A 25,403-nucleotide genomic window follows, 5' to 3' on the forward strand; every position below is an offset into this window, starting at 1 on the left:
CCGGGTCACCGACCCGGGGCGTCGCCGTCACGGGGCGGCTCGCGGCGCGGGTTCGGCGGCTGCCCGAAGTGCACGTCGATCTTCTGGAAGCCCTTGAACGCCTCGGTGGTGGCGTAGGACCGGTACGCACGCCGGTCGGCCGTGGTCAGGTCGACCCGGTCCGTGAACGGCGTCAGCAGGCTGCGCGGCCACAGCCGCAGGAGCCGTACGGCCCCGACCTCGGCGGCCGTGAGGAAGATGAGCGCCCCCACATAGAGCCAGGCGAGCAGCCCCAGGACGATGCCGAACAAGCCGTAGGTGGCGGTGGCCCCGCGCAGCACATGGCTGACGTAATAGGTGCCCATCCACTGGAGTCCCTGCCAGGCGCAGGCAGCGCCGAGCGCCACGACGACGAGCCCGCGCAGCGGCAGCGCCCGCTGCGTCAGCAAGCGGTAACTCAGAAGGAGCAGGCCGGTGTTGAGGCACACGGACGCCACGGTGGCGGCGATCCAGGCCCCGCCCCGCAGCCGCGCGCCGAACAGGAACGTCTGCGAGGCCGCCACGGACAGCAGGGTGAACGCACCGAGGCCCAGTGCCAGGATCAGCAGGAACAGCACGCCCTTCAGCCGCGAACGGAGCGGGTCCGGCCGGGCGTGCCGGGGCACGGCCCAGATCTTGTTCAGGGCGTACTGGGCGGCCTGGGCGACGCCGAGCGAGCCGTAGAGGCTGCCCGCGATGCCCACGGCGAGCGCGGCTCCACTGCCGTGGAAGGAGTGGATGTTGCGGGCGATCTGGTCACCGATGACGGGGAACTTGCTCAGGGCCGAGTCGAGGATCCGCTCCCGCAGGGCCGGGTCGTTGCTGAGGAAGGTGCTCAGGACGGCGACGAGGATGAGCAGCAGCGGGAAGAGGGAGAGGAAACCGTAGTAGGTCAGCAGGGCGGCGAGGTACAGCGCCTGGTCGTCGTAGAACTTGTAGAGCACGGCGAGCGGCAGACCCACCCAGCGGTGATCTCTTTGATAGCGGTCCAGACGCTCGTGGAGTCTCATGGCTCCCGCCTGCCCCGAGCACCGAGGTGTTCGTTGTGCCAGGCGATGGCGCGTCTGATCTCCGGTTCGTGCAGCCCGGTCCGGCATCCCAGCTCCTCGAGCGTGAGGACGGGCGGGCCGGTGGTCAGCGCCCGGGTGATCTTCGCCGCCCACAGTTCCTCGTCCCTGAACGGGCGGTGCCGGTAGATGTCCCGCACGACAGCGAGGTGCGGATCGCTGCACGCCGTGACGAGCCGCAGGCCGTCGAACCAGTCGTTGTCGCAGTTCACCGACGACGAGTCGGGCACGTACGCGCGCACCGCCTCACTCTCGGCGAAGGCGGCCCCGCACAGGTCGCACAGCTCCAGACGGGACTGCTCCGTCTTTCCGCTCTTCCTCTTCCACATCTTCATCGACCCTCGCCACATGTGCTGGGAAAGGCGCCGCGTGGAGGTGCCGTCGCCACGTGCGTCCCGGGGGCAGTGCCCTGACCGCCGAGCGCACACTCTGTACAGTGCCCGGGTTCTCCCCTCGACCCGCATCGAAAACGGGCAGGCCGGATCGTCACCCCAAGGAACCCGTCCGCCGTGTCCTGACGCACGAGAGTGAGCCGTGCAGGCAGGGGTACCCAGGACCGCTGAGCGGGAGTGAGGAGGAACGGATCATGGTGACTCTGACGAAACAGGCAGCGCTGAAGGCGGCAACCAAGCCGTTGCTCGCCGGGAAGGCGACGGCCAAGGCGGCCACGGCCGCTCCCGCTCGGTCTGTGCGGGTGATGCGGGCTCTGGGCGGCGAGAACGTCGTCGACGTGCTCACCCGCCAGCACCGGCAGATCAAGCGCGGTTTCCTGCAGGCCGCGCTGCCGGGCCCGTGGCGCCGCCGGAACTTCGACCGGCTGATGCGCCTGCTCGCCGTGCACGAGGCCGCCGAAGAGGCGCACGTCCACCCTGTCGCGCGCAAGGCGCTCCAGCACGGCCGTGAGCTGGCCGCCCGCCGCCGCGAGGAGGAGAAGCAGGCGAAGGAGCTGCTCATCGCCCTGTGGCGCACAGGCCCCGACGGCGCCGGCTATCTGCGGCGCCTGAACGACGTCAGGCGCGCGGTCACACAGCACGCCGCGCGTGAGGAGCGCGAAGAGTTCCAGGCCCTCCGGAAGGCCGTCAGCCTGCCCCGGCTGCGCATGCTGGGCGCCGAGGTCAAGCTCACCCAGGCCTACGCACCGACCCGGCCCCACCGGTTGATCAACAACGAGGCCGCGAACAAGCTCGCTGCGCCGATCCTCGGCCCCGTGGACCGGATGCTCGACGCCGTTCACCGTCGCGCCACCACGTGACGATGAGCAGGGTTCACACGGGCCTGGAGGAGGCCGCGGACCGCGCCGACGACGACGTCGTCTCCGTGCTGGTGGCCCAGCACGGCGTGATCAAGGATCTGCTCGCCGAGGTGAAGAGCAGGCAGGGCGAGGTGAAGCAGCGGGCGTTCGACGTCCTGCGGGAAGCCCTGGCGGTCCACGAGGCCGCGGAAGAGGTGATCGTCCGGCCGGCCGCCCGGGACGCCGCGGGCAAGGCGGAGGCCGATGCCCGCGACCAGGAGGAGGCGGAAGCCGCCCGGGTCCTGGAGGAGCTGGAGAAACGGGACGTCGACCTGCCGGAGTTCGACCTCCTCTTCGCCAAGCTCGAGCGCATGGTCCTGGAGCATGCCGAGCGCGAGGAGCGGGAGGAGTTCCCCGCCTTGCGGGCAGGGCGGAGCGAGGACGAGCTGCGGGCCATGGCGCACCGGCTGCGGGAGGCGGAGGAGACGGCTCCGACCCATCCGCATCCGATGGCGGCCGGCTCGCCGACGCTGCAACGGCTGACGGGTCCGTTCGCATCGATGCTGGACCGCGCCCGTGACAGGCTCGGCGGCACATGAATGTTTCCGGACCCGGTCGGTAGGGGGCACTGCTTGTTGCCGGAGGAAACCATGCGGGTCATCGAAGTGGGTAGTCGAAAGATGAACCAGATGACCGGCATGCGGCGCGGCGACGAGACGGGAGACCGGTCTTCTGGCGAGTCCCAGGAGGTCGGATGCGTCTTCGTCACAGTCGTCCCACTGACCCCGGGTACCGCCGCCTACGGCACGGGCGGGGTTTCCGCTACCTGGACGCCCGTGGTGAGCCGCTGCGCGATCCGGCGGAGCTGTCCAGGATCAAGGGGCTGGTCATACCGCCGGCCTGGCGTGACGTGTGGATCTGCACCCGGGCCAACGGGCACCTTCAGGCGGTGGGCACCGACGCCGCCGGCCGCCGCCAGTACCTGTACCACCCCCAGTTCCGTGCCGAGCAGGAGCAGGCCAAACACGAGCACGTGCTCGATGTCGCCGAGGCCCTGCCCGCGGTGAGGGAGGCGGTCGAGGGGCACCTCGGCGATCGGGGCCTGACCCGGCAGCGGGTCCTGGCCACGGCGGTACGCCTGCTCGACCTCGGCTTCTTCCGCATCGGCAGCGACCGCTACACCGAACTGAACAACAGCTACGGCCTGACCACGCTGCTGCGCGAGCACTCCCGCTGCAAGGACGGCGCCGTGCTGTTCAGCTTCACCGGCAAGCACGGCAAGGAGATCATGAAGACGGTCGCGGACCCCGCCACCTGCCGCAGCCTGGTCGCGTTGCGCCGGCGCCGGGGCGGCGGCGAACGGCTCCTGGCCTACCGGCAGCAGCACACCTGGCACGAGCTGAGCGGCGACGACATCAACGCGTACCTCAGGGAACTGGCCGGCCTGGACATCACCGCAAAGGACTTCCGCACCTGGCACGCCACCGTCATGGCCGCCGTGGCCCTGGCCGTGTCGCAGTCCGTCGCGCGCAGCGAGACCGCCCGGCGCCGGGCCATCGCCCGGGCGGCCCGTGAGGTGGCCGGGTACCTCGGCAACACCCCCGCGGTGTGCCGAGCCTCCTACATCAACCCGCGGGTGGTCGAACTGTACGAGGAAGGCGTGACGGTCGCCGCCGCGCTGCCCCAGCTCGGCGGCGAAGGCCCCTACGGCACGCCCGCCACGCAGGGACCTGCCGAACGGGCCGTGCTGCGCATGCTCAGGACCGGCCGCGCACCGGACGCCGAGTGACGCGAGGGGAACCCTGCGCGCGTGCCGGGGCGCCGGAGCCCGGCGGAGGCTCGGTTCAGGGCGACGGGTAGTTCAGCAGCCAGCGCCGGTACGTCGCGTGGCGCTGTCCCTCTTCCGTGCTCCCGTCCATGTCGCGTGGCGGGCAGTAACCGGAGACGAGCAGGGTCCGGTGGTCCGGGGAGAAGGACGTGGTGAAGTCGGCGGGCGGCCTGGGCTTCCACACCGACGGGCAGACGGCCGGGAAGGGCAGCGGCACGACGGCCAGGATCCGGCCGGCGGCCGGCTCCCAGAAGTACAGCCGCGCGTCCTGCAGCACCGCGGCGACACGGCCGTCGTCGGCCACCGGCTGGATCGGGCTGCGCCGGGTGCCCACGGTCTTGTCGGCGATGACGCCGCTCCGTGTCGGATGCGGTTGCCCCGGGGCGGCCTCCGCGCTGGGCAGCGGGCTGGTGTGGTGGTAGTCCAGCAGCATGGCGTGCCGGAACGAGCCGTACAGGATGCGGTCGTGGCCGAGCAGGGCGTTGCCGGTGCCGGGGAAGTACACCTGGCGTTCCATCCGCAGGGTCGAGGCGTTCCAGATGTTCGCGCACGAGTCGAAGGTGGCGATCAGCTCGGAGCCGGTGAAGGCCAGGCCGCGGGCTCCGGAGCAGTCGTAGGTGCCCTGCAGCCAGTGCGGCGGGCCGCTGCCGCGCAGGTCGTAGACGCCGATCCCGTCCGTCTGCGCGGCGACCAGGCGGCCGGTGCGGTCGATGGCGAGCTGGTCGGGCACGATCCCGCCGCCCAGGGAGCTGTCGGACACGATCGTGCGCCGGACGGCCGGGGCGGAGGGGTGCGCGGTGTCGACGACGGCGAGTTCGTCGCGGGCGCTGACGGCGGCGAGCCAGCGTCCGCCGGGGTCGAGGGCGAGCCGCGCCACGCGGCCGGTGAGACGCGTCAGCCGCCGGAGCCCGGAACTCCCGGACGTGACGTAGACGTTGCCGGGCTCCGTGCCGTAGACCACGCTGCCGTTGCCGGCCGCGACCGCGGTGACCCGTTCGCCGGCCACCGTCGCGGGCAGCGGACGCGGCCGCGGAGCGACCGTCCGTCGCGGCGCCCCGTCCGAACCGCGACCGTCCGCTGGTGTGTCCCGGACCAGCGGGAGCACGACCATGCTCAGGAGCACACCGGCTGCCACCGCCGCGGCCAGCACCAGAGCGATGACCCGGCCGCTCACGGCGCGCCGAGGACTGCGAGCCGTCATGACGACCCGCTCGCCTGCCCCGCCGGGACGTCCTCGCCGGCGGGCCTGAGCCAGCCCCCGCCGTGCGGATCCAGCTCCCAGACCGTCGGGTGGGCGGGGCGGGACGCCGTGGTGAAGGGCCTGCCGCCGTCGTCGACGACGACCGAGCGTTTGTGGCCGTCCTCCACCAGGTCGACGGCCAGTTTCCAGTGCGCCGCGCCGTGGCCGATGCGGGCCGTGACGAGGAAGGTCTCCAGGTCTCCGGCGGCCACGGTGAAGTCGGGCGGAAGGCTCTTGCCGTCCTTGTCGTACAGGCCGTAGGGCTGCGGCTTGTCGAGGTCGATGTGCACCGCGTACACCTTCGCCTCGCCCTGGGTACGGCACTGGGTCTCGACCACGTGGGCGACGGGCGCACGCGAGGTCACCTGAGCGCGCATGCCGGTGATCAGCACGGTGCTCGAGCCGCTGTTGGTGACCGTCAGCTGCATCGTCGTCTGCTCCTCGTCCACGCCGCCCCTGGAGCGCGCCCAACTCCAGAACCCCGCGCAGCCGTTCTGCGGCCGGCTGTGGTCGAACCGCGAGGCCGGAACCAGCTGGACGAGATCACCCTCGGCGTCGAGGCGCATGGGGTCGGTCTCCACGGACAGGGACACCTTCGACTCCGGCGACGCGGGCCACAGGTGCACCGCTCCCGTGAACAGGGCCGTGGCCGCCGCGGCGGCAATGGTGGTGACGGCGGTCGAGGCGGCCAGTCCCGGTACCGTGCGCAACCAGCCCGTCATGCGGGCGCGCGCCGTCGCCGGCGGTGTCCCCTCGTCATCGGGTGCGCTCCGGCCGGGCCCCTGATCCGGTGTCTGGGTGCTGCCGTCGGCGTCGCTCCCGCCGGAACCGGGTGACACGGCGCCGTCATCGGGTCGTGGCGCGGCGTCCGGGCCAGGAGAGCCGTCGCCTCCGTCCGCGCCCCGCGTCCCGTTCTCGCCTGACGTGCCGTCCTGGCCCGCGGCAGCCGGCAATCCAGCCGTCACTCGACCACCTCCGCGTTGTTCTTCTGATGCGCGGTCACATGCTCCCAGATCACCCCGGCGTCCTGCACACCTTCCGGCGGCCCCAGGGAACCCGCCCGTCGGAAGGGGCCCGGCCGAGTGTTCCGGCGGGCCCCTTCGCTGCGTCGGTGGGTCTGCGAACGCGGGCTCCTACTCCGCCAGCCAGGCCGCCTGGTCCGGGGCCAGCCGGCCGTGCTCGACGGGCCCGCCGGTCAGCAGGACCGCGCTGTGGGCGGGCAGTTCGTACGGCTCGGCGGAGAGGTTGACCACGCACAGGAAGCCGGGGTCGCGGCGGAAGGCGAGGACGTCGGCGGGGGTGTCCAGCCAGGTGAGGGAGCCGTCACCGAGGGCGGGATGCTCGCGGCGTCGGCGCAGGGCGGTGCGGTAGAGCTCCAGCATGGAGGTGTCGTCGCCGGTCTGGGCCTCGGCGGTGAGCGGCGCCCAGTCGGCGGGCTGCGGCAGCCAGGGGGCGGCCGGGGAACCCTCGGGGCTGAAGCCGTAGGGGGCTCCCTGGCCGGACCAGGGAAGGGGTACGCGGCAGCCGTCGCGGCCGCGGTCGGTGTGGCCGGAGCGTTCCCAGACCGGGTCCTGCAGGGCGGAGTCCGGGAGGTCCTCGACCTCGGGCAGGCCGAGTTCCTCGCCCTGGTAGATGTAGGCGCCGCCGGGCAGGGCGAGCATCAGCAGGGCGGCCGCGCGCGCACGGCGGGTGCCGAGTTCGAGGTCGAGGGGGCCTTGCGGTGCGTACCGCTCGTTGGCCACCCAGCGCCTGGCCGCCCGGCGGCCGTACCGGCTGGCGTGGCGCATGACGTCGTGGTTGGAGAGCACCCAGGTGGCGGGCGCGCCGACCGCGCCGAGCATGGCGAGGGAGTCGTCGATGACCGTGCGCAGGTCCTTGGGGTCCCAGCCGGCCATCAGGAAGTCGAAGTTGAACGCGGTGTGCAGGCCGTCCGGGCGGACGTAGGCCGCCAGCCGCTCGGGGGTGTCGGCCCAGGCCTCGGCGACGAAGCACCGGTCGCCGGGGAACTCGTCGGCCACCTTCCGCCAGCCCCGGTAGATGTCGTGGACCTCGTCGCGGTCCCAGTGCGGGTGGTCGAGGTGCTCGCTGCGCCGGCCGGTGCCGGCCGGAGGCGGCGGCAGGTCGGGCAGTTCGGGGTGCTTGATCAGGCCGTGGGCGACGTCGATGCGGAAGCCGTCCACGCCCCGGGCGAACCAGAACCGCAGGATGGACTCGAACTCGGCTCGCACTTCCGGGTGCCGCCAGTTCAGATCGGGCTGCTGCGGGGCGAAGAGGTGCAGGTACCAGTCGCCGTCCGGCAGCCGGGTCCAGGCGGGGCCGCCGAAGGAGGACACCCAGTCGTTGGGGGGTTCGGCGCCGTCGGGGCCGCGGCCGGGGCGGAAGACGTAGCGGTCGCGTTCCGGGCTGCCCGGTCCGGCCGCCAGCGCCGCCTGGAACCAGGCGTGCTGGTCGGAGGTGTGGTTGGGCACCATGTCGGGGATGACGCGGATCCCGAGCCGGTGGGCCTCCTCGATCAGCTGCTCCGCCTCTTCGAGGGTGCCGAACAGCGGGTCGATCGCGCGGTAGTCGGCGACGTCGTAACCGTGGTCCGCCTGCGGCGACTTGTACCACGGGTTGATCCACACGGCGTCCACGCCCAGCGACTTCAGGTACGGCAACCGGGAGCGGACGCCGGCGATGTCGCCCACGCCGTCACCGTTGCCGTCGGCGAAACTGCGGATGTAGACCTGGTAGATGACGGCGCTGCGCCACCAGGGTGCGGTACCGGGCATGCTGTTCCTTGTCCAGAGGGAAGGGGGCTTACTTCGCGGCACCGGCGGTCAGGCCGGCGACGATACGGCGCTGGAAGAGCAGCACCATGACCACCAGCGGGATCGTGACGAGGACGCCGGCGGCCATCTGGCTGCCGAACGGGGTCTCGTACGTCGTGGCGCCGGTGAACTTGGAGATGGCGACCGGGGCGGTCTGCATGTCCGGCCGGTTGGTCATCGACAGGGCGATGAGGAACTCGTTCCACGCGGCGATGAACGTGATGATCGCGGTGGTGAAGATGCCGGGTGCGGCGAGCGGGATGATGATCCTGCGGAAGGCCTGGCCGCGGGTGCAGCCGTCGACCATGGCGGCGTGCTCCAGTTCGTCGGGCATCTGCCGGAAGAAGGTCGTCAGATTCCACACCGCGAGCGGCAGCGCGAAGGACATGCTGGGCACGATCATGGACTGGTAGGTGTTGATCCAGCCGATGTCCGTGAACAGCTTCAGCAGCGGGACCACGATGGACACCACCGGGAACATCGAGGTGGCGATGATCAGCGTCAGGATCAGCCGCTTGAAGCGGAACTCCAGCCGGGCCATGGCGTAGGCGGTGAACGTGGCCAGCAGCAGCGCCAGCACGGTCGTGATCCCGGCCACGACCAGGCTGTTGAGCAGCGCCCGGGTGAAGCCCTGGGAGGCGCCGAACAGGGAGCGGTAGTTCTCGAACGACACCGGGGACGGCACGAGCGAGGTGTCGAAGATGTCGGAGGTGCGGCGCAGGCTGGAGACCAGCATCCAGTAGAACGGCGCCAGACAGTAGGCCACCACGGCGGCGACGCCCGCGTACAGCAGCCTGCCGCGCCACTTCACCGCGGTCGTCATGCCGTCACCTCCCTGCGACGCGCGAAGCCGGGCCTGGTCCTCGTGCGGCGGCCGCCACCGCTGTCGCCGACGAGATCGGCGCCCAGCAGCCGGACGAAGGCGAGCGCGATGAGGAAGACGTAGAGGAAGAGCAGGACCGCGTAGGCGGAGGCGGGCCCGAAGCGGACGTTGGAGGCCTCGTTCTGCGCCAGCATGGACAGGGTCTCCACCGAGTTCTTCTGCGCGCCGATCAGGATGTACGGCAGGTCGAACATCCGCAGCGCGTCCATGCAGCGGAACAGCATCGCCACCAGCAGGGCGGGCTTCACCAGCGGCAGGGTGATGTGCCAGAACCGGCGCAGCGCGCTCGCCCCGTCGATACGGGAGGCCTCGTAGACCTCCTTCGGGATCACCTGCAGGCCGGCCAGCACCAGCAGGCCGATGAACGGGGCGGTCTTCCACACCTCGGCGACGATGACCGCGACCTTGGCGTGGAAGCCCTCGGTGGTCCACAGGATCTGCCGGCCGAGCAGGGCGTTGGCGATGCCGTCGCTGTTGAAGATCCACCGCCACAGCAGGCCGGAGATGGCCGTGGGCACCGCCCAGGGCACGAGGATGCTCGCCCGGACCAGGGCCCGGCCGCTGAACGCCCGGTGCATGATCAGTGCCATGGCCACGCCGGTCACCGTCTCCAGACCGACGGTCACGACCGTGAAGAAGGTGGTGTTCCAGAAGGCGTTCCAGAACCGGTCCCCGGTGGCGCCGAGGATGTCGGCGTAGTTCTTCAGCCCGACGAACGGCTCGGTGCTGCGGATGAAGCCGGTCCTGGGGTCCAGGCCCTTCGGCCCGTACAGCGACTCCCTGAGCGCCATGACCGTCGGGTAGAGCACGACGACCGTCAGCACCAGCAGCGTAGGGGACACCAGCAGGGCCGCCATCCGTCCGGTGCCGGCGGTGGTGCGGGACCGGGTGCGCCGGGCCTTCACCGTGGTGGGCAGCGCGCGGGGGGACTCGGGCACGGCGGATCCGGGCGGGATCTCGATGTCGGTCATGGGCCCGGTCCTCACTGCGCCGTGGACTTCTGCAGCCTGCTCTGCAGGTCCTTCAGCGCCTGGGCGCTGCTCTTGGCGCCGGTCAGCGCGGCGTACGCCTCCTGCTGGACGGCCGAGGTGACATCGCCGTATCCCACGACCCGCGGGCGCGGCACGGCGCGCAGGATCGACTGCTTGAGGACCGGGAGGTACGGGTACTGCCGGGCCAGTGCGGGGTCGTCGTACAGGGCCGCGTACGGCGGGGCGAGCGAGGCCTTCTCCAGGAAGGTCTTCGCCGTGGTCTCGCTGCTGTAGAACTTCATGAAGTCCAGGGCGGTGGCCTTGTTCCTGGCGAAGGACGACAGGGCCAGGTTGTGGCCGCCGAGGCTGGAGGATCCGGGCCCGGTCAGGCCGGGCAGCGGGGCGACGGCGTACTTGCCGGCCACCTTGCTCTTGCCGGCGAGGGCGTACATGTACGGCCAGTTACGCAGGAAGACGAGCTTGCCGGCCTGGAAGGCCTGGCGGCCGTCCTCCTCCTGGTAGGTGATGGCCTCCTTGGGGATCGTGCCGTCCCGGAAGGACCCGGCGAGGAAGTCCAGTCCCTTCCTCGCCCGGGGGGTGTCGACGTCGGGCCTGCCGTCGGCGTCGGTGACGATGCCGCCCGCCGAGTCGACGGCCTCGGAGAAGTTGACCGTCAGGCCCTCGTACTTCTGGAACTGCCCGGCGTAGCAGGACATCCCCTTGGCCGCGGGCAGCTTCCTCACCTTGGCGCAGTCGGCCTTCAACTCGGCCCAAGTGACGGGGGCCTTGCTGATTCCGGCCTGCTTGAGCAGGTCGGTGCGGTAGTACAGCAGTCCGCCGTCCGAGCTGGACGGGGCGGCGTAGAGGCCGCCGCGGTACCTGGCCGTCTCCACCACCGGCTTCAGCATCCGGTCCAGCGGGAAGCTCTGCGCGGGCAGCCGGTCGATCCACTGGTGGGCGGCGAACTCCGAGGTCCACACGACGTCCAGGGAGAGCACCGTGTAGGCGTCGGACTTCGTCTCCGCGTTCTGGATCATCTGCTGGCGCTGCGCGTCCGCGTCCGTGGGCAGCTGGATGAAGGTGACCTTCTCCTTCGGGTGCAGCTTGTTCCACTGGTCCAGGACGGGCTGGACGGCGCCGGTGGTGTCCTTCCCGGCGACGAAGGTGATGGGGCCGCGGCCGGTGAACGACGTGGTCCCGGACTGCGCCGTGGAGCCGTCGTCGGACGAGCCGCACGCGGTGAGGAGGAGCCCGGCGGCGGCGAGCGCGGCCGAGCACCGAAGGGCTCTGGCGGTTGTGGTCTTCACTGTCTCTCCTGGTCGTGCGGAACCTGGCGAGTCCATTGCCGAGACTGCGTTGTCATGGCAATTGATTGATTAAATACGCAGGTCACAGCCTATATGGCGGGCAAAAGGGGGACTGATTTGCCCCGGCTGAGACAACGCTTGCACGCTAGGAGTGAGGTAAGCGGAAGTCAATGCGTTACTTCTCGGTAACCGCCGGAAGCTGTGGGGCCGATGTCGTGAAAGCGCTGTCATGACGGGCCCCAGCCAGGGCGCCCGGCTGTGCTACCGTCCGTGACATGCCACCAGCTCAGCGACACCCGACGATGGCTGACGTCGCCGAACGGGCCGGGGTCTCGACCTCCACCGTCTCGCGGACCCTGCGCGGCCTGACCACCGTCTCCCCGGAGGTCCGCGCCCGGGTCGAACAGGCCGCCCGCGAGCTGAACTTCGCCGTCTCCCGGCAGGCCGCGAGCCTGGTCACGGGCAAGACCGGGACCGTGGCGGTGCTGGTCCCCACCCTCGACGCGTGGTTCATGGGCTCGGCCCTGTCCAGCCTGGCACCGGTGCTGCGGGAGGCGGGCATGGAGCTGACCGTCTATGTGATCCCCGACCTCGCCGAGCGCGCCGCGTTCTTCGACCGGCTGCCCGCCCGCCGCAACGCCGACGCGCTGCTGGTCTTCTCCTTCGACCTCACCGAGGAGGAGACGGACCGGCTGGACACCCTGGGCATGCCGGTCGTGTACGTCAGCCAGCACGTCGACGGCCGCCCCAGCGTGTACGTCGACGACGTGGCCGGCGCCCTGCACGGCACCCGGCACCTGCTCAACCTCGGCCACCGCCGCATCGCGTTCATCAAGACGGTGGGTGCCAGCGGCTTCTCCTTCAGCTCCAACGAGCGGCTGGTCGGCTACCGGAAGGCGCTCACCGAGGCGGGCCTCCCGCACGACGACGGCCTGGTGGTCGCCATCCAGGTCGGCGACCGGCGCGCCATGACCGAAGCGCTCGGGCACCTGCTGAGCCTGCGCGAGCCGCCCACCGCCCTCTTCGCCGAGCAGGACGAGGTCGCGGTCACCGTCATACGCACCCTGCGCACGACGCGGATCGAGGTGCCGGCGCACATCTCCGTCCTCGGCTTCGACGACCAGCCGGTGGCGGACTGGTTCGACCTGTCCACCATCGCGCAGTCACCCTCGGACATCGGCCGCGAGGCCGGCCGGCTGGCCCTGCAGCTCATCGACGATCCCGACGCCGACCACCAGCGGCACATCGTCCTGCCCACCCACCTGATCCCACGCGCCACCACCGCGCCCCTCCTTCCGGCGGAGCGCGCCGACGACGGGGAACTCCCGCGCGGCTGAGCCCACTTGGCCGAGGGCCTGCCCTCGGTGGAGCGGGACGCCGGCTGGCCGTGGCACGCCAGGGAGCCCTGCGCGAAGCTTCACTGGGGCAGCGGCGGCGGGGGATTCAGGAACCGACCCGGTCCCGGCGGTGGCGCAGGAGGGCGGACCGGCCGGTTACGCCGGCGGGGCCGCGGGCGGCGGCGCGGGCGGGACCGTCGGGGACGGTGAAGGCGAAGACCGCGGTCGCCGCCGCGATCGCGGCCAGGGTGAGGTAGGCGTGCTGGTAGGCGGGCAGCGGTTGGGCGGCGGCGTCCGGCGGTGTGCCGAGCACGAGTGCCGTGGTCACCGCCGCGGGCGCGAGTGCGCCGCCGGTCTGGCGTACGACGGTGTTCAGCATCGTGGCCTGGGGCAGATCGGCCCGGTCTACGGTGGCCAGCGAGGCGACCGTGGTGGGGATGAAGAAGCAGCCGATCGTGGCGCCGAAGAGGAACATCAGGCCGCGGAAGGTCCACAGCCCGGTGCCGGTGTCGCAGGCGGCGAAGAGCAGCAGCACCGTGCCGGTGCCGACCAGGCCGCAGCCGACGATCACGCGCGGACCGATCCTGGCGTACAGGGCGCCGGTGAGCTGGACGGTCAGCAGCACGCCGAACGCCTCGGGGAAGGTGGTCAGGCCCGACTCCAGCGCGCTGCGGCCCTGGGCCTGCTGGAGGAAGAGCGGACCCAGGTACAGCGCGCCCATGATGGGGATCAGGCCGACCAGGTTGATCAGGTTGGTGTCCCGGAACAGCCGGTCGGCGAACAGGCGCAGCCGCAGCAGGGGCTCGGCCGTGCGCAGTTCGACCGCGACGGCGCAGGCCAGAAGGGCCGCGCCGGACGCGATGGAGGCGAGGACGGCGGGGGAGGACCAGCCGCGGTTGGGCCCCTCGCACAGGCCGAACATCACGGTGCCCAGACCGCCCGCGCTCAGCAGCAGACCGGGCAGATCGAAGCGGCCCGGCCGGCTGCCGCGGCCGCCGGTCAGGAACAGCGCGCCGAACAGCAGCGCGGGCAGGCCCACCGGCAGATTGACGTAGAAGACCCACCGCCAGGACAGATCGTCCACGAGCAGCCCGCCCAGGACAGGGGCGGCGGCCGGGGCGATCTGCTGCGGAATGATCATGTACCGGGAGAGGCGTATCTGCTCGGCCGAGGTGAAGGCGCCGAACAGCAGCGCGGCGGAGGCCGGGAAGAGCACGCCGGCCGACAGCCCCTGCACCGCCCGGTAGGCGACGAGCTGACCGACCCCGAGCGCCGCCCCGCACAGCAGCGACGAGCCGAGGAAACCGGCCAGGGCGGTGAGCAGGACGCGTTTGCCGCCGAACCGCTCGGCCAGCCACGCCGACGCCGGGATGGCCATGGCCAGACAGACCGGGTAGACGACGACCACGCCGTCCAGGGCGGCGGTGGTCAGCCGGAACTGACGGGCGATCGAGGGCAGTGCCACGGTGGTGATCGCGCCGTCGACGATCGCGACGAAGGTCACGCTGACGCACACGACGGGGACGACCAGACGCTGGCTGATCCGGAACGACCAGGCGGCGGAGGGCACGGAAGGACGGCGTCGCATATGCTGAGCATACTCACTATGTGCTTGCTCAGGACATCGCTTTTCCACGGTGTGGCAGCGGCCCGGCGACACGGGCCGGGTGCGAGGGCGGCGCGGGACACGGGAGACTGGGCACCATGGCAGTGCAAGGCAGCAGCGACGTCCTGGTCGACGAGCTGTACGAGACGACGCACCGGCTACGGCAGTTCGTGGAGGCCCGGCTGCGGGAGAAGGGCGCCTCGGTGGCCCGGCTGCGCGCCCTGCGCATGCTGGCCCGGGCCGGGCAGCCGCTGCGGATGCGGGAACTGAGTGAGATGGCGGGCATCGCGGCCCGTACCGCCACCACGATCGTGGACAGCCTGGAACGCGACGGCCTGGTGGAGCGGATACCCCACCCGCAGGACCGGCGGGCGCTGCTGGTCAGGCTCACCGACGAGGGACTGCGCTGCCACCGCGAGGCCGAGGAGATCGACCGCCTCGCCCTCGCCGAGGCGACCGCGGCCCTGGACGAGGCCGACCGCGAACACCTGCGCACCCTGCTGGCACGCATTCGCGCCCACACCGTCTGACCGCGACACCGGTGCTGCTGCACCACCGCCGTCGGCGCCAGTGACTGTTACTCACTTCCGGGTGCCGGCCGGATGGCGGGACGGGGACGCGGACCGCGTTCGTGATGGTGGCGCGGCTGATCAGCCGTCAAACGGTGCATTCCGCACATGGATGAAGCATGCAGGCGAGAGTCGCAGATTCATGGGCGATGTGTAACACCGCCCGTGTAGGACGGGCACGCGGCGCGGCGTGGGGGAGGGTGTGGTGCGCGGCCATCCGGTCGTGCACCACCTTCCGTCAGCCCTGCTCACGCCTGCGGCCGCGGGCTGAGCTGCCGGGCGCCGGCACCGCACCGGGCACACGGCGGCCCCGGCCCTCGGGCGTGAGGCGTGCGAACGGAGCACACGCAGAACGGAGCCATGTCATGCAGACCACCACCGCATCCACCGATCGACCGTGGGACCATGCCCCGGCGGACGATTTCCTGCTGGCGCCGCCGAACCCCGGCGACCGCATCGCCTGCCGCGTCGACCCCCGCGACCTGCGGCGCCTGAACCTTTACGCACTGCTGACCTCGGCCGGCATCGCTCCCTGGCCGGGAGACCGCGAAGCGATCGAGATGCTCAGCGCGCTGCCCGACAGCGTGCACGAAGCCCTGCACCACTGGCTCAGCTCCGGCAGGTGACCCGCACCCGGGCCGGGGACCGCGCCCGGGGCCGGGGCCGGGGAGCGGATCAACCGGTCTTGTGGCTCCATTCCGGACCGACCAGGGTCCACTCCCTGTCCCATCGGGCGATGCGCCGCCGGTCGAGCCACCACCGCCCGGCGCTGCCGGCACCGAACACCACGCCGCTCAGCGCGAGGGCGGCCGAGCCTCCGAAGAGCGCCGCTTCGACGGCTGCCTCGGCGGGGGGCGTCGGCTGGGTGCTGGGCCTTCCCCGGCCGTCGATCCAGATCCTGACCGCGGAGCCGGCCTTCGTCCCGGTGGGCACCAGCGTCGTGCCGCTGTGCGTGGAGCCGTCGGAGTTCGTCCAGCGGACCCTTGCCGAGCCGAGGTCGCCGCCCAGGCCGGAGGTCGCGGGACGCGGTACGTCGTCGAGGAGGACGGCGCGGACGGGGACCCGGTCGGCCCGCTGCCGGGCGAAGACCTGGTCGGCCGCATGGGCCGTCACCACACCGGCCGCCGTGCCGCCCGCCGCGACGAGCACCCACATGACCAGCACGAGCCATGCCTCGAGGACGTCGTCGCGTCGCCGGACCGGGTTGCTCCGCCATCGCCACAGCGGCACCCTCGTTCGCCCGCGCTTCGTGTTCGCGGGCCTGTCCTCGCGCATCTCTCCGCACCTCCTCGTCGTCACACACACGAAGGTGACAGTCGCAGCGCTTCCGTCGCTTGGGCCGATCAGACGGAAGCGGAGGGCCGACCGGGCCCAGCCGGAGCCGGATCCGGCGCCGAGCCGTGCCTGCACCCGAGTGCCCGAGGGACCGATGCCGGAGTGCACGAGCGCTCGAGTGCCTGTGGTCCTGGTCCGCGGCCCCGCGGCGGCGTGTGCGGTTCGCGGACTGCTCGCCCACGGTCCCGTCAGCCCGACGTGGTGGTGCGGACCCCGCTGGGCACAGCGGCCAGAGCTTCGGGCATGGGGCCGTAGATCTCGAACACACCACCCAGCCCCGCGCCGCTCAGTATGCGCCGCAACCGACTGCTGTCGGTGACGAGGCGCAGCCGGCCGTGCCGTTCCACGGCCCTGTTCCGCACCCGGGCCAGCATCCCCAGTCCGGCGCAGTCGATGAAGGTCACGGCGCGCAGGTCCACCACGAGGTCGGGGACGACGGCCGCCGTCAGATCGTCCAGGCGCACCCCGACGGGCGCTGCCGTGAGGATGTCGATCTCACCGCGCAGCTCCACGACGGTCGTCCCGCCGACGGCATGCTCGGTGTGGCGCGAGGCGGACGTGATGAGGGTTTCGGCCATGGGCTGAGGAAATCGGGGCCGACGGGCGTGCCGGAAGGGCCGTCCGGCCCCCCTTCGCCGCCGCGTTTCCCCGGACCGCTCTCCGGTCGGGGCGGGACCCGTGGCCCTCTGCCGCGGCCGCGGGCGGGCTCAGCATGGAGTGTGATCCTCCCACCGGGTGAAAGACGGACGGACTCATGTACCCGAACGATGGTTTCCGCGAACTCGGTCGTGACGAGTGCCTGCGCCTGCTGGCGACGGCACCCATCGGCCGCATCGTCTTCACGCGCCAGGCGCTGCCCGCCGTCGTGCCGGTCGCTTTCAGCCTGGACGTCGACGGAGGGGTGCTGGTGCGCACCTCGGCCACCTCCGGGACGGCCCGCGCAGTCGACGGCGCGGTCGTCGCCTTCGAGGCGGACGCGGCCGATGTGGAGACGCACTCCGGCTGGAGTGTCGTCGTCACCGGCCGGGCCGAGATCGTCACGGATCGGGCCGAGGCGGCACGCCTGGAGCGGATCGGCCCGCGCTCGTGGGCTCCCTCGCCCCAGGAGGTGTTCGTGCGCATCGAGCCCGAACTGGTCACCGGGCGTGAACTCGCCGCAGGCCGCACGCTGTACGGCCTGCACCCCTCCGCCTGACCGCTCGGCATCAGCCGCGCCCGCGACCCGGACCGCAGGGCCCAACGGCGCGGGCCGGACGGCGCGGCGACGGGTTGCAACACCCCGATGACTATTCGGAGTTGATGATCCGGATGTCCGGGGCTGCCCTCGACTTCGTCCGCCTCACGCGTGAGCAGCAGCTCGACGTGATCAGCCGCAGCTTCGCACGGGGCGCTGGCTGGGCAACGTCAACCAGGTGGACGTCCTGCCCTTCCACAAACTCGGCGCCCACAACCCCTGCCGTCCCTGCTCCCGGACGATCAGAATCGCCGGCCGGCGCGGTACGGCGACCCGTGGCCATCCGCCCCGTCGCCCACGCGGTGCCGTACTACGTCACCGCCCCGGTCGCGGTGGGTCCCGGACGACCGCGATGCCGGATCGCGGTCAGGTGCCGTCGGAGTCGTCGTCGGCCACGAGCCGGACGCCGGTCACCAGGTGCGGGCGGATGCGCACCGCATAGTCCATGGTCCGCTGTACCCAGGGGGTGAGCAGTGCCTGGTAGTGGGCACGCTCCTCGGGGTCCGTCACCAGGTGCGCGTAGCCGGTGACCACCACGCTCCAGCCGAGGTATGTGTCGGGGTCGATGGCGTCGGCCTCGTAGGCCACCACGACGCCCTGACCGCCGGCCTGTCCGGCGTGCGCGGTCAGGGCCGCGCCCTCGTGGGTGCGGATGACGATGTCTCCGTTGTCCAGGACGTGGTTGACCGGGCGGACGGTCGGCAGCGCCTGGCGGGTGAAGACGATCCGTCCGAAGGACACGCTGCCCAACAGACGCAGGGCTTCGTCGCTGTCCAGCTCGATGCTCCGGCGCGGCCCGGCAGGGAGATCCTGAGCGGTGTCGGTGGTCATGGAGGGCTTCCGTACGGTGTCGTTGTTCACTGCTGCGTTTCAGTTTCTTCGACGGGGGCGGCCAGGCGGCTGCACGGCCTTGCGCCGTGGTCGCGGCCGGTGCGCCGGTACGGCATGTGCGTCGTCCCTTCAAGCGTGGCCGGCTACCTGCCCGCGGCATCCGGCTCGGAGCCGTGGTCAGGCTGATCAGGTCATTGGAACGGCACCGAAGCGCCGCACGCCAGGGCCGTTCGGCCCTTGTCGGCGTTCGGCCGGCCCTGGGCACGCCCGCAGGAGGCCGGACGCAAGATCTCCTGCATGCCGTCGCCGACCGGCACTGTTCCAGCCCGGCCGGGCAGTTCCCTCGCCGAGGCAGGAAGGCTCTACTCCCGGCCGCCCCCGGCACGGCCGCCGCGCCACGGTGGCGGCGTGGCCGACCTGGCGGTCCTCCTGGTCCCTGTCTCCTGGCCACGCGACACCATGAGTGGACAACAGGGCCGACCGGCCCTGGCCCTTCGACCCGGGTGTGGGAAAGGATTCTGCACGGAGGGCCGATCGCGAACGAGCGGACATCGGCGCGGAACGTGCAACCAGGGAGCAGTTTCATGGCGGACGGCGAACAGCCCGGCACCGGCAACCCGATCCGGGTCTTTCTGCTGGACGACCACGAGGTGGTGCGGCGGGGGGTGCGCGACCTGCTGAACGACGAACCGGACATCGAGGTGATCGGCGAGGCCGGCACCGTGGAGCAGGCACTGGTGCGTGTCCCCGCGTTGCGCCCGCAGGTGGCCGTGCTGGACGTCCGTCTGCCGGACGGCGACGGCGTGACCGTGTGCCGGGAGCTGCGCTCGCGCATGCCGGAGCTGGCCTGCCTGATGCTGACCTCCTTCGACGACGAGGAGGCGCTGCTCGACTCGATCATGGCGGGCGCCTCCGGATATGTCCTGAAGCAGATCCAGGGCTCGGACCTGGTGTCCGCCGTGCGCACCGTGGCCGGAGGCCAGTCCCTGCTCGACGCCAGTGCCACCACCAAGCTGATGGCCCGGCTGCGCGGCGGCCCGCAGGAGGAGCAGCAGCCCGACGGACTGCAGGGCCTGACCGAGCGGGAGCGGGAGATCCTGGCGCTGATCGGCGAGGGCCTGACCAACCGCCAGATCGGCCAGCGGCTCTACCTGGCCGAGAAGACGGTGAAGAACCACATCTCCCGCCTGCTGGCCAAGCTCGGCGTCGAACGCCGTATCCAGGCCGCCGTCATCGCCACCCAGGTCCAGGACCGGCAGCGGCAGGACGGGCACTGAGAACCTCATCAGGGGCCGACGGGGTACCAGCACGTGCCGGAGCCCGCATGGTGAGGCGCCGGTCAGGCCGGGGGCACGTTTTCGCCTCCGTCCGCGGGCGCGGCGGTCGCCTCTGCGGCGCCTTTGGAGCGGGTCAGCTCGAACTCCACGTCGACCACGCCCTCGACGGCCCGGACCAGGCGCGCGGCCACCGGGACCAGGGATGTGTCCCGGGTGTGGCCGACGAGTCTCACGACGCCGTTCCGCACCTCCACCCGCACGGCTGACACCGGTGCGGGGAAGAGATACGCCACGACCTCCTGCCGGACCTCTTCGGCGATCTCCGCATCGCCCCGCAGGAACACCTTGAGCAGGTCCGCGCGGCTGACGATGCCCTGCAGCATGCCCACGTCGTCGACGACGGGAAGGCGCTTGACCTTGGCGTGCGCCATGGTCCGTGCGGCCTGGGCGAGTGTCGCGTTCGCGTGGACGGTGAGGGCCGGAGAGGTCATGACATCCTCGGCGGTGAGGCCGCCGGCCTTGGCCAGATCGTCGAGACGGCGCAGCTGGGTGGCCCGGTCGGGGTCGCTGTCGCGGAACTCCTCCTTCGGCAGCAGATCGGCCTCGGAGACGACGCCGGCCACACGGCCGTCGCCCTCCAGGACGGGCAGGGCGCTGACCTTCCAGTCCTGCATGAGCTGCACGATCTCCTTGAAGGCGGCCCGCCGGCCGACGGCCGCGACGGTGTGGGACATGACATCGCTGACGATGTGCGGGGAGCTGTACACGGTGACTCCGTAAGGTGTCGGGCGGTTCGCTCACACGGCGCTTCCGGCGCCGTAGGGGGCGTAGAGGTCCAGTAGCCGGGTCCTGGTGGTGCGGAGGCGGTGGGCCAGTACGTCGCCGGCCCACCGGGTGACGGCATGGCCGAGTGCCGGGTCGTCCTGGCACAGGGATCGGACGGCCGTGGCGTCGAACTCGTAGGCGCGTACCGGTGTCGCCGCCGTGGCGCCCAGATGCCACACGTGCGGCGCGAACAGCCAGGAGAGTCCGACGAGTTCGTTGTGGCCGAGCGTCTCGATGACGGCGCGGCGCCGGCCGGGGACGTGTGTGTCGAGGTCGATGGAGCCGGTACGGATGATCCAGAACCGATCCGCACGCGCCCCTTGGTTGAAGATGCGCGTGCCCTGCGGGAAGGACACCTCCCGGGCGAGGGGCATGAGCCGTTGCCGGTGCTGGATGGGCAGAGCGCGCAGCATGCTCGGGGTGTTCATGGCCGGCCTCCAGGTCGGGGTGTACGGGCTGACACCTCCAGCGTGTGGCGCCGACTCGGAGGTGGCGAGGGGCCATGTGGGGCCGGAGCAGGGCCGTCCGGCCCCGAACAGATGGCAGCGCAGACGGCCGCCGCCCCCGCGTCGGCGGGGGCGGCGGCCGGGGCGCGAGCACCGTGCCTCCCCAACACGGGACCCGCGCGGAGGCCCTCGCGGTTCATGGGGTCTGCGGGAGAACCGCCCCATCTCGAACGAGCCGCGAGACATGGCACCGTCGGCCGGTCGAGACCGTGTCGCGAGCCCGGCCGTAGCTCCTGCCCTCGATTGTCGGGCTCGGCACGGTGCTGGTGATGGGGCTGGGCGGGCCATCTCGTGGACCGAACGGCCCATGTCCCATGGCCAGAGGCACCGGAAAACGGACGAGTCGGGCTGTCCAGGCCCGGGACAGCGGGACCATGGGGGTCGCGCCTGGACCGGGCGGCCGCTGACCGTGCGCGGCTGAAGAGGCGGAGAGGGGACGGCACACACGACGGCGTACAGGCCCCTTCCTCCGTCGACCAGACGGGGACCCCGCCCCTGCCGGGCCCGTCCCGTTCCGCGTCGAGAGTCCAGGTTTACGCCTCCGGTGCGTGCAGGAGGCCCGGCTTGGCCCGCGGCGAGGACCAACGTCACGCCCCCACAGCCGAGTTGATGGCTCGGCCATCTGCCCGGTTCGCCGCGTCCAGCCCAACAGGCCACGCACGCAGGGACGTTCGGCCCGGCGGATGCAGACCTTCGGCATCCGGCGTGGCGTCAGGCATCGGACCAGAGTGAGGCACGTCAACGAGACGACGATTCGCGCATCCCCGAAAGGATCACCATCATGGCCGTGCACGAGCACTCTCACCGCGACCCGGGTTTCCACCTGCCGGCCGCGTTCCGTCGGCACCGGAGCGGCTCCGGCTCCGCAGTGGCGGAACGTCTCGACACCCGCACCGCGCAGGCCTATGCCCTGGCTTCCCTGCGCATCCTGACCGGATTCGTCTTCCTCTGGGCGTTCCTGGACAAGACCTTCGGCCTGGGCTACGCGACCGCCTCCGGCAAGGGCTGGATCGACGGAGGGTCCCCGACGAAGGGATTCCTCAGCTCCGTCGCCGCCGGGCCGATGGAGTCGGCGTTCCACTCGTGGGCGGGTGACGCCTGGGCGGACTGGCTGTTCATGCTGGGATTGCTCGGCATCGGTCTGGCCGTGACGACCGGTGCGGCGCTGCGGCCGGCCGCGGTGGCGGGCACGGCGATGATGGCGCTGATGTGGTTCGCCGAGTGGCCGCCGGCCAAGCGCCTGTCGGACGGTGCGCCGAGCATGTCGACGAACCCGTTCGCCGACTACCACGTGATCTACGCCGTCGCCCTGATCGCCGTGGCGGCAGCGGGCGCGGGCGCCACCTGGGGCCTGGGGCGGCAGTGGGCGCGGCTGCCCATCGTCCGGGACCACACCTGGCTGCGCTGACCCCGCAGGCCGGGGGACGGCGGACCTCGTGGCCGGCAGCCGTCCCACCGGGCCGTGCCGGGGCCCATCGTCCCCGCGGTGAGGACCAGCGGCCCCTGCCCCGAAGGACCCCCGAACACGACGCTGGAATCGGGCCCCCTCAGGGCCCCGATCAGGAGGTGGAGAACATGCCCCGCACCATCACCGTCGGCCTCGACGGCTCATCCGAGAGCCGCGCCGCCGCGGAATGGGCGGCCCGCGAGGCCGAACTGCGCGGACTGCCGGTGAAGCTCGTCCAGGTCTGGGAGCCCCTCCCGGAGCCCACGGCCCAGGCCCCGCTCCTCGGTGCCGAGACGCACCAGCACTGGACCGAGAGGATCCCCCGCGAGTCCGCCGAAGGCCTGCGACTGCGCCACCCCGGAGTCGAGGTGACCACCGAGCAGCTCACCGGACGACCCGCCGAAGCCCTGGTCGACGCGGCCGAGGACGCCGAACTGCTCGTCCTCGGCTCACGGGGTCTGGGCGGGATCGGCGGCTTCCTGGTCGGCTCGGTCGGCCACGCGGTCCTGGCGCACACCCGGCGGCCCGTCGTCCTGGTCCGCGCCGGCGAGCAGGCCGCGGACGAGCACGAGATGGATCCGGCAGGAATCCCTTCCACCGCCGCAGCCTTTCGTCCCGTCGTCCTCGGGCTCGACGCCGCCGGCCCCGACGACACGCTGATCGGCTTCGCCTTCGAGGCCGCGGCGCGCCGCGCGGTGCCGCTGCGGGTCGTGCACGCCTGGAACCCGCCGCCCTACTACGCCTACGGCATGGCTCTGGAGCCCGCGGTCGAGCGGGAGATGGCGAGGGGCGACGCCGTGGTCCTGAGCGAGGTGCTGCGCCCCTGGCGGCAGAAGTACCCCGACGTGGAGGTCGTCGAGCAGTCGCGCTACGGCAGCCCCTCCCTCCTCCTGGTCGACGCCTCCCGCGAGGCCTCCCTGGTCGTCGTCGGCCGCCGCATCCGCCGCTCCGCCGCCGGCGCGCACATCGGCACCGTCACCCACGCCGTGCTGCACCACTCCACCGCCCCCGTCGCCGTGGTCGCCCACGACTGACCTCACCGAACAGGAGAGAACAGATCATGAAGGCAGCGGTCGTCCGAGCCTTCGGCGAGCCCCTGGTCATCGAGGAGCGCCCCGACCCCGAACCCGGCCCCGGCCAGGTCCGCGTCCGCGTCGAGGCCTGCGGGCTGTGCCACACCGACATCCACGCCGCCCACGGCGACTGGCCCGTCAAGCCCACCCCGCCCTTCGTACCCGGCCACGAGGGCGTAGGCCTGGTCGAGAAGCTCGGCGACGGCGTCACCCACCTGTCCGTCGGCCAACGGGTCGCCGTGCCCTGGCTCGGAAAGGCCTGCGGGCGCTGCGAGCACTGCATGTCCGGCTGGGAGACGCTGTGCGAGCAGCAGGTCAATACCGGTTACGGCTGCGACGGCGGGTACGCCGAGAAGATGCTGGCCTGGGCCGACTTCGCCCAGCCAGTCCCCGACGGCGTCACCCCGTTCGACGCGGCCCCCCTGACCTGCGCCGGCGTCACCACGTACAAGGCCGTCAAGATCGCCGGCGTCCGGCCCGCCCAGCTCGTCGCGATCTCCGGCGTCGGCGGCCTCGGCCACCTCGCCCTGCAGTACGCCAAGATCGCCGGGGCCTCCGTCGCGGCCATCGACGTCACTGACGACAAGCTGGAACTCGCCGCGGAACTCGGCGCCGACCTCGTCATCGACGCCCGCAAGCAGGACGTCGGCAAGGAACTGAAGAAGCACGGCGGCGCCCACGCCGCGATCGCCCTCGCGGTCAGCCCCGCCGCGTTCGAGGCCGCGGGCTCCGGCCTCCGACGCAGCGGCAAGCTCGTCATGGTGGCCCTGCCCGCGCACGGCACGATCCAGGTGCCGATCTTCGACACCGTCCTGGGCGGCACCTCGGTGATCGGCTCGATCGTTGGCACGCGGCAGGACCTCGCCGAGGTCTTCCAACTCCACGCCGCCGGCCGCACCGAGGTCATCTACGAGACCCGCCCGCTCGCCTCCGTCAACGAGTCGATCGACGCCGTGCTGCGCGGCGACATCAAGGCCCGCATCGTCTTCGACCTGGACGCGGAGAGGTGAACACCATGGACATGCCGCTGGTCGTCGGCGCCGACGGTTCCGAGCCGAGCCTGCGCGCCGTCGACTGGGCGGCCGACGAGGCCGCCCTGCGCGGGCTGCCGCTGCGGCTGGTGTACGCCTCGCTGTGGGAACGGTACGAAGGCGCCGCACTCGCGGACGATCTCGGCAAGCCCTCGGACCAGGTCATGGCCGAGGACATCGTCGAGACCGCCGCACGCCGGGTCCGCACCCGACGACCCGACGTGAAGCTCACCACCGACGTGCTGCCCGAGGAACCCGAGTACGCACTGGAACGGGAAAGCCGCACAGCCGCTGCCGTGGTCCTCGGCTCACGCGGCCGCGGCAGCCTGGCCGAGGCGCTGCTCGGCTCCGTCAGCGTCACGGTGGCCGGCCACGCGCACTGCCCGGTGATCGTGCTGCGCGGCAGCCACGACGATGCGGCCGAACCCGGCAGGCACGGCCGCATCGTCGTGGGCGTCGGCGAGGAGCCGGCGGACGCGGCGGCGGTGCGCTTCGCCCTAGAGGAGGCACGGCGCCGAGGCGTGCCGCTGGAGGCCGTACGGGCCTGGCGCTGCCCGGCGCACGGGACGACCGGCCACCGTGCGCCGGCGGGCGAACCGGCCCGGCTGTACGCGGAGCAGGCCGCGGAGGTGCTGCAAGCGGCCCTGCGGGACATCCCGGCCGACGTCGAGGTGCACGGCCGTACCGCCGAGGGGCACGCCCGCCAGGTCCTGCTCGGCGCCTCGGCCGACGCCGGCCTGCTCGTCGTCGGGGCCCGGCGTCGCGAGGGCCACTACGGCCTGCAGCTGGGTCGCGTCGCCCACGCGGTGCTGCACCACGCCGTCTGCCCCGTCGCCGTAGTACCGCACCGGGCGTGACGCCCTCGACCGCGCGGACTCGGGCACCCGGGACGTCCATGTCGTCGCGATCAACGACGTCGCGCCGCCCGCCACCCAGGCCACCGGCCAACAGGGCCTGGGCGAAGCCCGCGATGGACC

The 25,403-nt window shown here is 71.9% G+C and carries 26 protein-coding genes; 12 read left to right on the forward strand and 14 right to left on the reverse strand.

Going from position 1 to position 25,403, the window contains the following annotated elements:
• Window positions 1-5 precede the first annotated feature (5 nt).
• Entirely contained in the window at window positions 6-1,028 is a 1,023-nt protein-coding gene (locus ACGFZN_RS17455; RefSeq protein WP_393859326.1) for a YihY/virulence factor BrkB family protein, read from the reverse strand.
• Window positions 1,025-1,414, reverse strand: coding sequence for a hypothetical protein (locus tag ACGFZN_RS17460; protein ID WP_393859447.1), 390 nt, complete (start codon window positions 1,412-1,414; stop codon window positions 1,025-1,027). Before ACGFZN_RS17460 ends, ACGFZN_RS17455 begins: the two co-directional genes overlap by 4 nt.
• A 257-nt stretch (window positions 1,415-1,671) precedes the next feature.
• Here ACGFZN_RS17460 and ACGFZN_RS17465 point away from each other — a divergent pair, with 257 nt between their 5' ends.
• The 3 genes from ACGFZN_RS17465 (at window position 1,672) to ACGFZN_RS17475 (ending at window position 4,105) form a co-directional block, all read left to right on the forward strand.
• A complete protein-coding gene (locus tag ACGFZN_RS17465) occupies window positions 1,672-2,337 on the forward strand; it encodes a hemerythrin domain-containing protein (RefSeq protein ID WP_393859327.1) in 666 nt (221 codons plus the stop codon).
• A 2-nt stretch (window positions 2,338-2,339) separates the two neighbouring features.
• Window positions 2,340-2,915, forward strand: coding sequence for a hemerythrin domain-containing protein (locus ACGFZN_RS17470; protein WP_393859328.1), 576 nt, complete (start codon window positions 2,340-2,342; stop codon window positions 2,913-2,915).
• A 155-nt stretch (window positions 2,916-3,070) separates the two neighbouring features.
• The gene (locus ACGFZN_RS17475) at window positions 3,071-4,105 is read left to right on the forward strand and encodes a DNA topoisomerase IB (protein WP_393859329.1); all 1,035 of its coding nucleotides are present in this window, start codon (window positions 3,071-3,073) and stop codon (window positions 4,103-4,105) included.
• Window positions 4,106-4,160: 55 nt separating this feature from the next.
• Here the strand turns inward: ACGFZN_RS17475 and ACGFZN_RS17480 are convergent, their stop codons facing one another.
• The 6 genes from ACGFZN_RS17480 to ACGFZN_RS17505 all read right to left on the reverse strand — a co-directional run bounded on the left by ACGFZN_RS17480 (window position 4,161) and on the right by ACGFZN_RS17505 (window position 11,355).
• Window positions 4,161-5,345 (reverse strand): hypothetical protein, encoded by a 1,185-nt coding sequence (locus ACGFZN_RS17480; protein ID WP_393859330.1) that lies wholly within the window; start codon window positions 5,343-5,345, stop codon window positions 4,161-4,163.
• The gene (locus ACGFZN_RS17485; RefSeq protein ID WP_393859331.1) at window positions 5,342-6,106 is read right to left on the reverse strand and encodes a hypothetical protein; all 765 of its coding nucleotides are present in this window, start codon (window positions 6,104-6,106) and stop codon (window positions 5,342-5,344) included. Before ACGFZN_RS17485 ends, ACGFZN_RS17480 begins: the two co-directional genes overlap by 4 nt.
• Before the next feature lie 411 nt (window positions 6,107-6,517).
• Window positions 6,518-8,155 carry a glycoside hydrolase family 13 protein gene (locus ACGFZN_RS17490; protein WP_393859332.1) on the reverse strand — a complete coding sequence of 546 codons (1,638 nt, stop codon included), beginning with the start codon at window positions 8,153-8,155 and terminating at the stop codon, window positions 6,518-6,520.
• A 28-nt stretch (window positions 8,156-8,183) separates the two neighbouring features.
• Window positions 8,184-9,017, reverse strand: coding sequence for a carbohydrate ABC transporter permease (locus tag ACGFZN_RS17495; RefSeq protein WP_393859333.1), 834 nt, complete (start codon window positions 9,015-9,017; stop codon window positions 8,184-8,186).
• Window positions 9,014-10,048, reverse strand: coding sequence for a carbohydrate ABC transporter permease (locus tag ACGFZN_RS17500; RefSeq protein ID WP_393859334.1), 1,035 nt, complete (start codon window positions 10,046-10,048; stop codon window positions 9,014-9,016). The genes ACGFZN_RS17495 and ACGFZN_RS17500 overlap by 4 nt, the downstream gene beginning before the upstream one ends.
• An 11-nt stretch (window positions 10,049-10,059) precedes the next feature.
• Window positions 10,060-11,355, reverse strand: a complete 1,296-nt coding sequence (locus tag ACGFZN_RS17505) for an ABC transporter substrate-binding protein (protein WP_393859335.1) — start codon at window positions 11,353-11,355, stop codon at window positions 10,060-10,062.
• Window positions 11,356-11,630: 275 nt separating this feature from the next.
• On the opposite strand from ACGFZN_RS17505, the gene ACGFZN_RS17510 reads away from it, so the two are divergent.
• Complete coding sequence (locus tag ACGFZN_RS17510) at window positions 11,631-12,692, forward strand: LacI family DNA-binding transcriptional regulator (RefSeq protein ID WP_393859336.1); 1,062 nt, start codon at window positions 11,631-11,633, stop codon at window positions 12,690-12,692.
• Window positions 12,693-12,798: 106 nt separating this feature from the next.
• Here the strand turns inward: ACGFZN_RS17510 and ACGFZN_RS17515 are convergent, their stop codons facing one another.
• Window positions 12,799-14,280 (reverse strand): DHA2 family efflux MFS transporter permease subunit, encoded by a 1,482-nt coding sequence (locus ACGFZN_RS17515; protein ID WP_393859337.1) that lies wholly within the window; start codon window positions 14,278-14,280, stop codon window positions 12,799-12,801.
• Between the two features lie 116 nt (window positions 14,281-14,396).
• On the opposite strand from ACGFZN_RS17515, the gene ACGFZN_RS17520 reads away from it, so the two are divergent.
• Window positions 14,397-14,828, forward strand: a complete 432-nt coding sequence (locus ACGFZN_RS17520; protein ID WP_393859338.1) for a MarR family winged helix-turn-helix transcriptional regulator — start codon at window positions 14,397-14,399, stop codon at window positions 14,826-14,828.
• 404 nt (window positions 14,829-15,232) lie between these two features.
• Window positions 15,233-15,493, forward strand: coding sequence for a hypothetical protein (locus tag ACGFZN_RS17525; protein WP_393859339.1), 261 nt, complete (start codon window positions 15,233-15,235; stop codon window positions 15,491-15,493).
• A 49-nt stretch (window positions 15,494-15,542) separates the two neighbouring features.
• Here ACGFZN_RS17525 and ACGFZN_RS17530 read toward each other — a convergent pair whose 3' ends face one another.
• On the reverse strand, window positions 15,543-16,142 hold the full coding sequence (locus ACGFZN_RS17530) for a hypothetical protein (protein WP_393859340.1): 600 nt from the start codon (window positions 16,140-16,142) through the stop codon (window positions 15,543-15,545).
• A 248-nt stretch (window positions 16,143-16,390) separates the two neighbouring features.
• Window positions 16,391-16,780, reverse strand: coding sequence for an STAS domain-containing protein (locus ACGFZN_RS17535; protein ID WP_393859341.1), 390 nt, complete (start codon window positions 16,778-16,780; stop codon window positions 16,391-16,393).
• Between the two features lie 176 nt (window positions 16,781-16,956).
• Between ACGFZN_RS17535 and ACGFZN_RS17540 the strand changes: the two genes are divergently transcribed.
• A complete protein-coding gene (locus tag ACGFZN_RS17540; RefSeq protein WP_393859342.1) occupies window positions 16,957-17,397 on the forward strand; it encodes a pyridoxamine 5'-phosphate oxidase family protein in 441 nt (146 codons plus the stop codon).
• Window positions 17,398-17,802: 405 nt separating this feature from the next.
• Here ACGFZN_RS17540 and ACGFZN_RS17545 read toward each other — a convergent pair whose 3' ends face one another.
• Window positions 17,803-18,267 carry a pyridoxamine 5'-phosphate oxidase family protein gene (locus ACGFZN_RS17545; RefSeq protein ID WP_393859343.1) on the reverse strand — a complete coding sequence of 155 codons (465 nt, stop codon included), beginning with the start codon at window positions 18,265-18,267 and terminating at the stop codon, window positions 17,803-17,805.
• A gap of 584 nt (window positions 18,268-18,851) precedes the next feature.
• Between ACGFZN_RS17545 and ACGFZN_RS17550 the strand changes: the two genes are divergently transcribed.
• Window positions 18,852-19,544, forward strand: coding sequence for a response regulator (locus ACGFZN_RS17550; RefSeq protein ID WP_393859344.1), 693 nt, complete (start codon window positions 18,852-18,854; stop codon window positions 19,542-19,544).
• A 62-nt stretch (window positions 19,545-19,606) separates the two neighbouring features.
• Here the strand turns inward: ACGFZN_RS17550 and ACGFZN_RS17555 are convergent, their stop codons facing one another.
• Both ACGFZN_RS17555 and ACGFZN_RS17560 read right to left on the reverse strand, forming a co-directional pair.
• On the reverse strand, window positions 19,607-20,311 hold the full coding sequence (locus tag ACGFZN_RS17555) for a CBS domain-containing protein (protein WP_393859345.1): 705 nt from the start codon (window positions 20,309-20,311) through the stop codon (window positions 19,607-19,609).
• 30 nt (window positions 20,312-20,341) lie between these two features.
• On the reverse strand, window positions 20,342-20,797 hold the full coding sequence (locus ACGFZN_RS17560; RefSeq protein WP_393859346.1) for a cyclic nucleotide-binding domain-containing protein: 456 nt from the start codon (window positions 20,795-20,797) through the stop codon (window positions 20,342-20,344).
• A gap of 859 nt (window positions 20,798-21,656) precedes the next feature.
• On the opposite strand from ACGFZN_RS17560, the gene ACGFZN_RS17565 reads away from it, so the two are divergent.
• From ACGFZN_RS17565 to ACGFZN_RS17580, 4 genes are all read left to right on the forward strand, one after another.
• Complete coding sequence (locus ACGFZN_RS17565) at window positions 21,657-22,283, forward strand: hypothetical protein (protein ID WP_393859347.1); 627 nt, start codon at window positions 21,657-21,659, stop codon at window positions 22,281-22,283.
• 167 nt (window positions 22,284-22,450) lie between these two features.
• Window positions 22,451-23,356 carry a universal stress protein gene (locus ACGFZN_RS17570; protein ID WP_393859348.1) on the forward strand — a complete coding sequence of 302 codons (906 nt, stop codon included), beginning with the start codon at window positions 22,451-22,453 and terminating at the stop codon, window positions 23,354-23,356.
• 26 nt (window positions 23,357-23,382) lie between these two features.
• Entirely contained in the window at window positions 23,383-24,405 is a 1,023-nt protein-coding gene (gene adhP / locus ACGFZN_RS17575) for an alcohol dehydrogenase AdhP (RefSeq protein ID WP_393859349.1), read from the forward strand.
• Between the two features lie 5 nt (window positions 24,406-24,410).
• Window positions 24,411-25,283 (forward strand): universal stress protein, encoded by an 873-nt coding sequence (locus ACGFZN_RS17580; RefSeq protein WP_393859350.1) that lies wholly within the window; start codon window positions 24,411-24,413, stop codon window positions 25,281-25,283.
• Window positions 25,284-25,403: the final 120 nt, after the last annotated feature.

This window comes from Streptomyces sp. NPDC048192 (genome assembly GCF_043202415.1).
Taxonomy (GTDB): domain Bacteria; phylum Actinomycetota; class Actinomycetes; order Streptomycetales; family Streptomycetaceae; genus Streptomyces.

Coding starts and splice junctions, on each gene's coding strand:
- ACGFZN_RS17460 (WP_393859447.1), bottom strand. CDS start 1,414: ATGTGGAAGAGGAAGAGCGGAAAGACGGAGCAGTCCCGTCTGGAGCTG.
- ACGFZN_RS17560 (WP_393859346.1), bottom strand. CDS start 20,797: ATGAACACCCCGAGCATGCTGCGCGCTCTGCCCATCCAGCACCGGCAA.
- ACGFZN_RS17515 (WP_393859337.1), bottom strand. CDS start 14,280: ATGCGACGCCGTCCTTCCGTGCCCTCCGCCGCCTGGTCGTTCCGGATC.
- ACGFZN_RS17480 (WP_393859330.1), bottom strand. CDS start 5,345: ATGACGGCTCGCAGTCCTCGGCGCGCCGTGAGCGGCCGGGTCATCGCT.
- ACGFZN_RS17495 (WP_393859333.1), bottom strand. CDS start 9,017: ATGACGACCGCGGTGAAGTGGCGCGGCAGGCTGCTGTACGCGGGCGTC.
- ACGFZN_RS17545 (WP_393859343.1), bottom strand. CDS start 18,267: ATGACCACCGACACCGCTCAGGATCTCCCTGCCGGGCCGCGCCGGAGC.
- ACGFZN_RS17510 (WP_393859336.1), top strand. CDS start 11,631: ATGCCACCAGCTCAGCGACACCCGACGATGGCTGACGTCGCCGAACGG.
- ACGFZN_RS17470 (WP_393859328.1), top strand. CDS start 2,340: ATGAGCAGGGTTCACACGGGCCTGGAGGAGGCCGCGGACCGCGCCGAC.
- ACGFZN_RS17465 (WP_393859327.1), top strand. CDS start 1,672: ATGGTGACTCTGACGAAACAGGCAGCGCTGAAGGCGGCAACCAAGCCG.
- ACGFZN_RS17485 (WP_393859331.1), bottom strand. CDS start 6,106: ATGACGGGCTGGTTGCGCACGGTACCGGGACTGGCCGCCTCGACCGCC.
- ACGFZN_RS17525 (WP_393859339.1), top strand. CDS start 15,233: ATGCAGACCACCACCGCATCCACCGATCGACCGTGGGACCATGCCCCG.
- ACGFZN_RS17455 (WP_393859326.1), bottom strand. CDS start 1,028: ATGAGACTCCACGAGCGTCTGGACCGCTATCAAAGAGATCACCGCTGG.
- ACGFZN_RS17520 (WP_393859338.1), top strand. CDS start 14,397: ATGGCAGTGCAAGGCAGCAGCGACGTCCTGGTCGACGAGCTGTACGAG.
- ACGFZN_RS17535 (WP_393859341.1), bottom strand. CDS start 16,780: ATGGCCGAAACCCTCATCACGTCCGCCTCGCGCCACACCGAGCATGCC.
- ACGFZN_RS17540 (WP_393859342.1), top strand. CDS start 16,957: ATGTACCCGAACGATGGTTTCCGCGAACTCGGTCGTGACGAGTGCCTG.
- ACGFZN_RS17490 (WP_393859332.1), bottom strand. CDS start 8,155: ATGCCCGGTACCGCACCCTGGTGGCGCAGCGCCGTCATCTACCAGGTC.
- ACGFZN_RS17565 (WP_393859347.1), top strand. CDS start 21,657: ATGGCCGTGCACGAGCACTCTCACCGCGACCCGGGTTTCCACCTGCCG.
- adhP (WP_393859349.1), top strand. CDS start 23,383: ATGAAGGCAGCGGTCGTCCGAGCCTTCGGCGAGCCCCTGGTCATCGAG.
- ACGFZN_RS17550 (WP_393859344.1), top strand. CDS start 18,852: ATGGCGGACGGCGAACAGCCCGGCACCGGCAACCCGATCCGGGTCTTT.
- ACGFZN_RS17580 (WP_393859350.1), top strand. CDS start 24,411: ATGGACATGCCGCTGGTCGTCGGCGCCGACGGTTCCGAGCCGAGCCTG.
- ACGFZN_RS17500 (WP_393859334.1), bottom strand. CDS start 10,048: ATGACCGACATCGAGATCCCGCCCGGATCCGCCGTGCCCGAGTCCCCC.
- ACGFZN_RS17530 (WP_393859340.1), bottom strand. CDS start 16,142: ATGCGCGAGGACAGGCCCGCGAACACGAAGCGCGGGCGAACGAGGGTG.
- ACGFZN_RS17570 (WP_393859348.1), top strand. CDS start 22,451: ATGCCCCGCACCATCACCGTCGGCCTCGACGGCTCATCCGAGAGCCGC.
- ACGFZN_RS17475 (WP_393859329.1), top strand. CDS start 3,071: ATGCGTCTTCGTCACAGTCGTCCCACTGACCCCGGGTACCGCCGCCTA.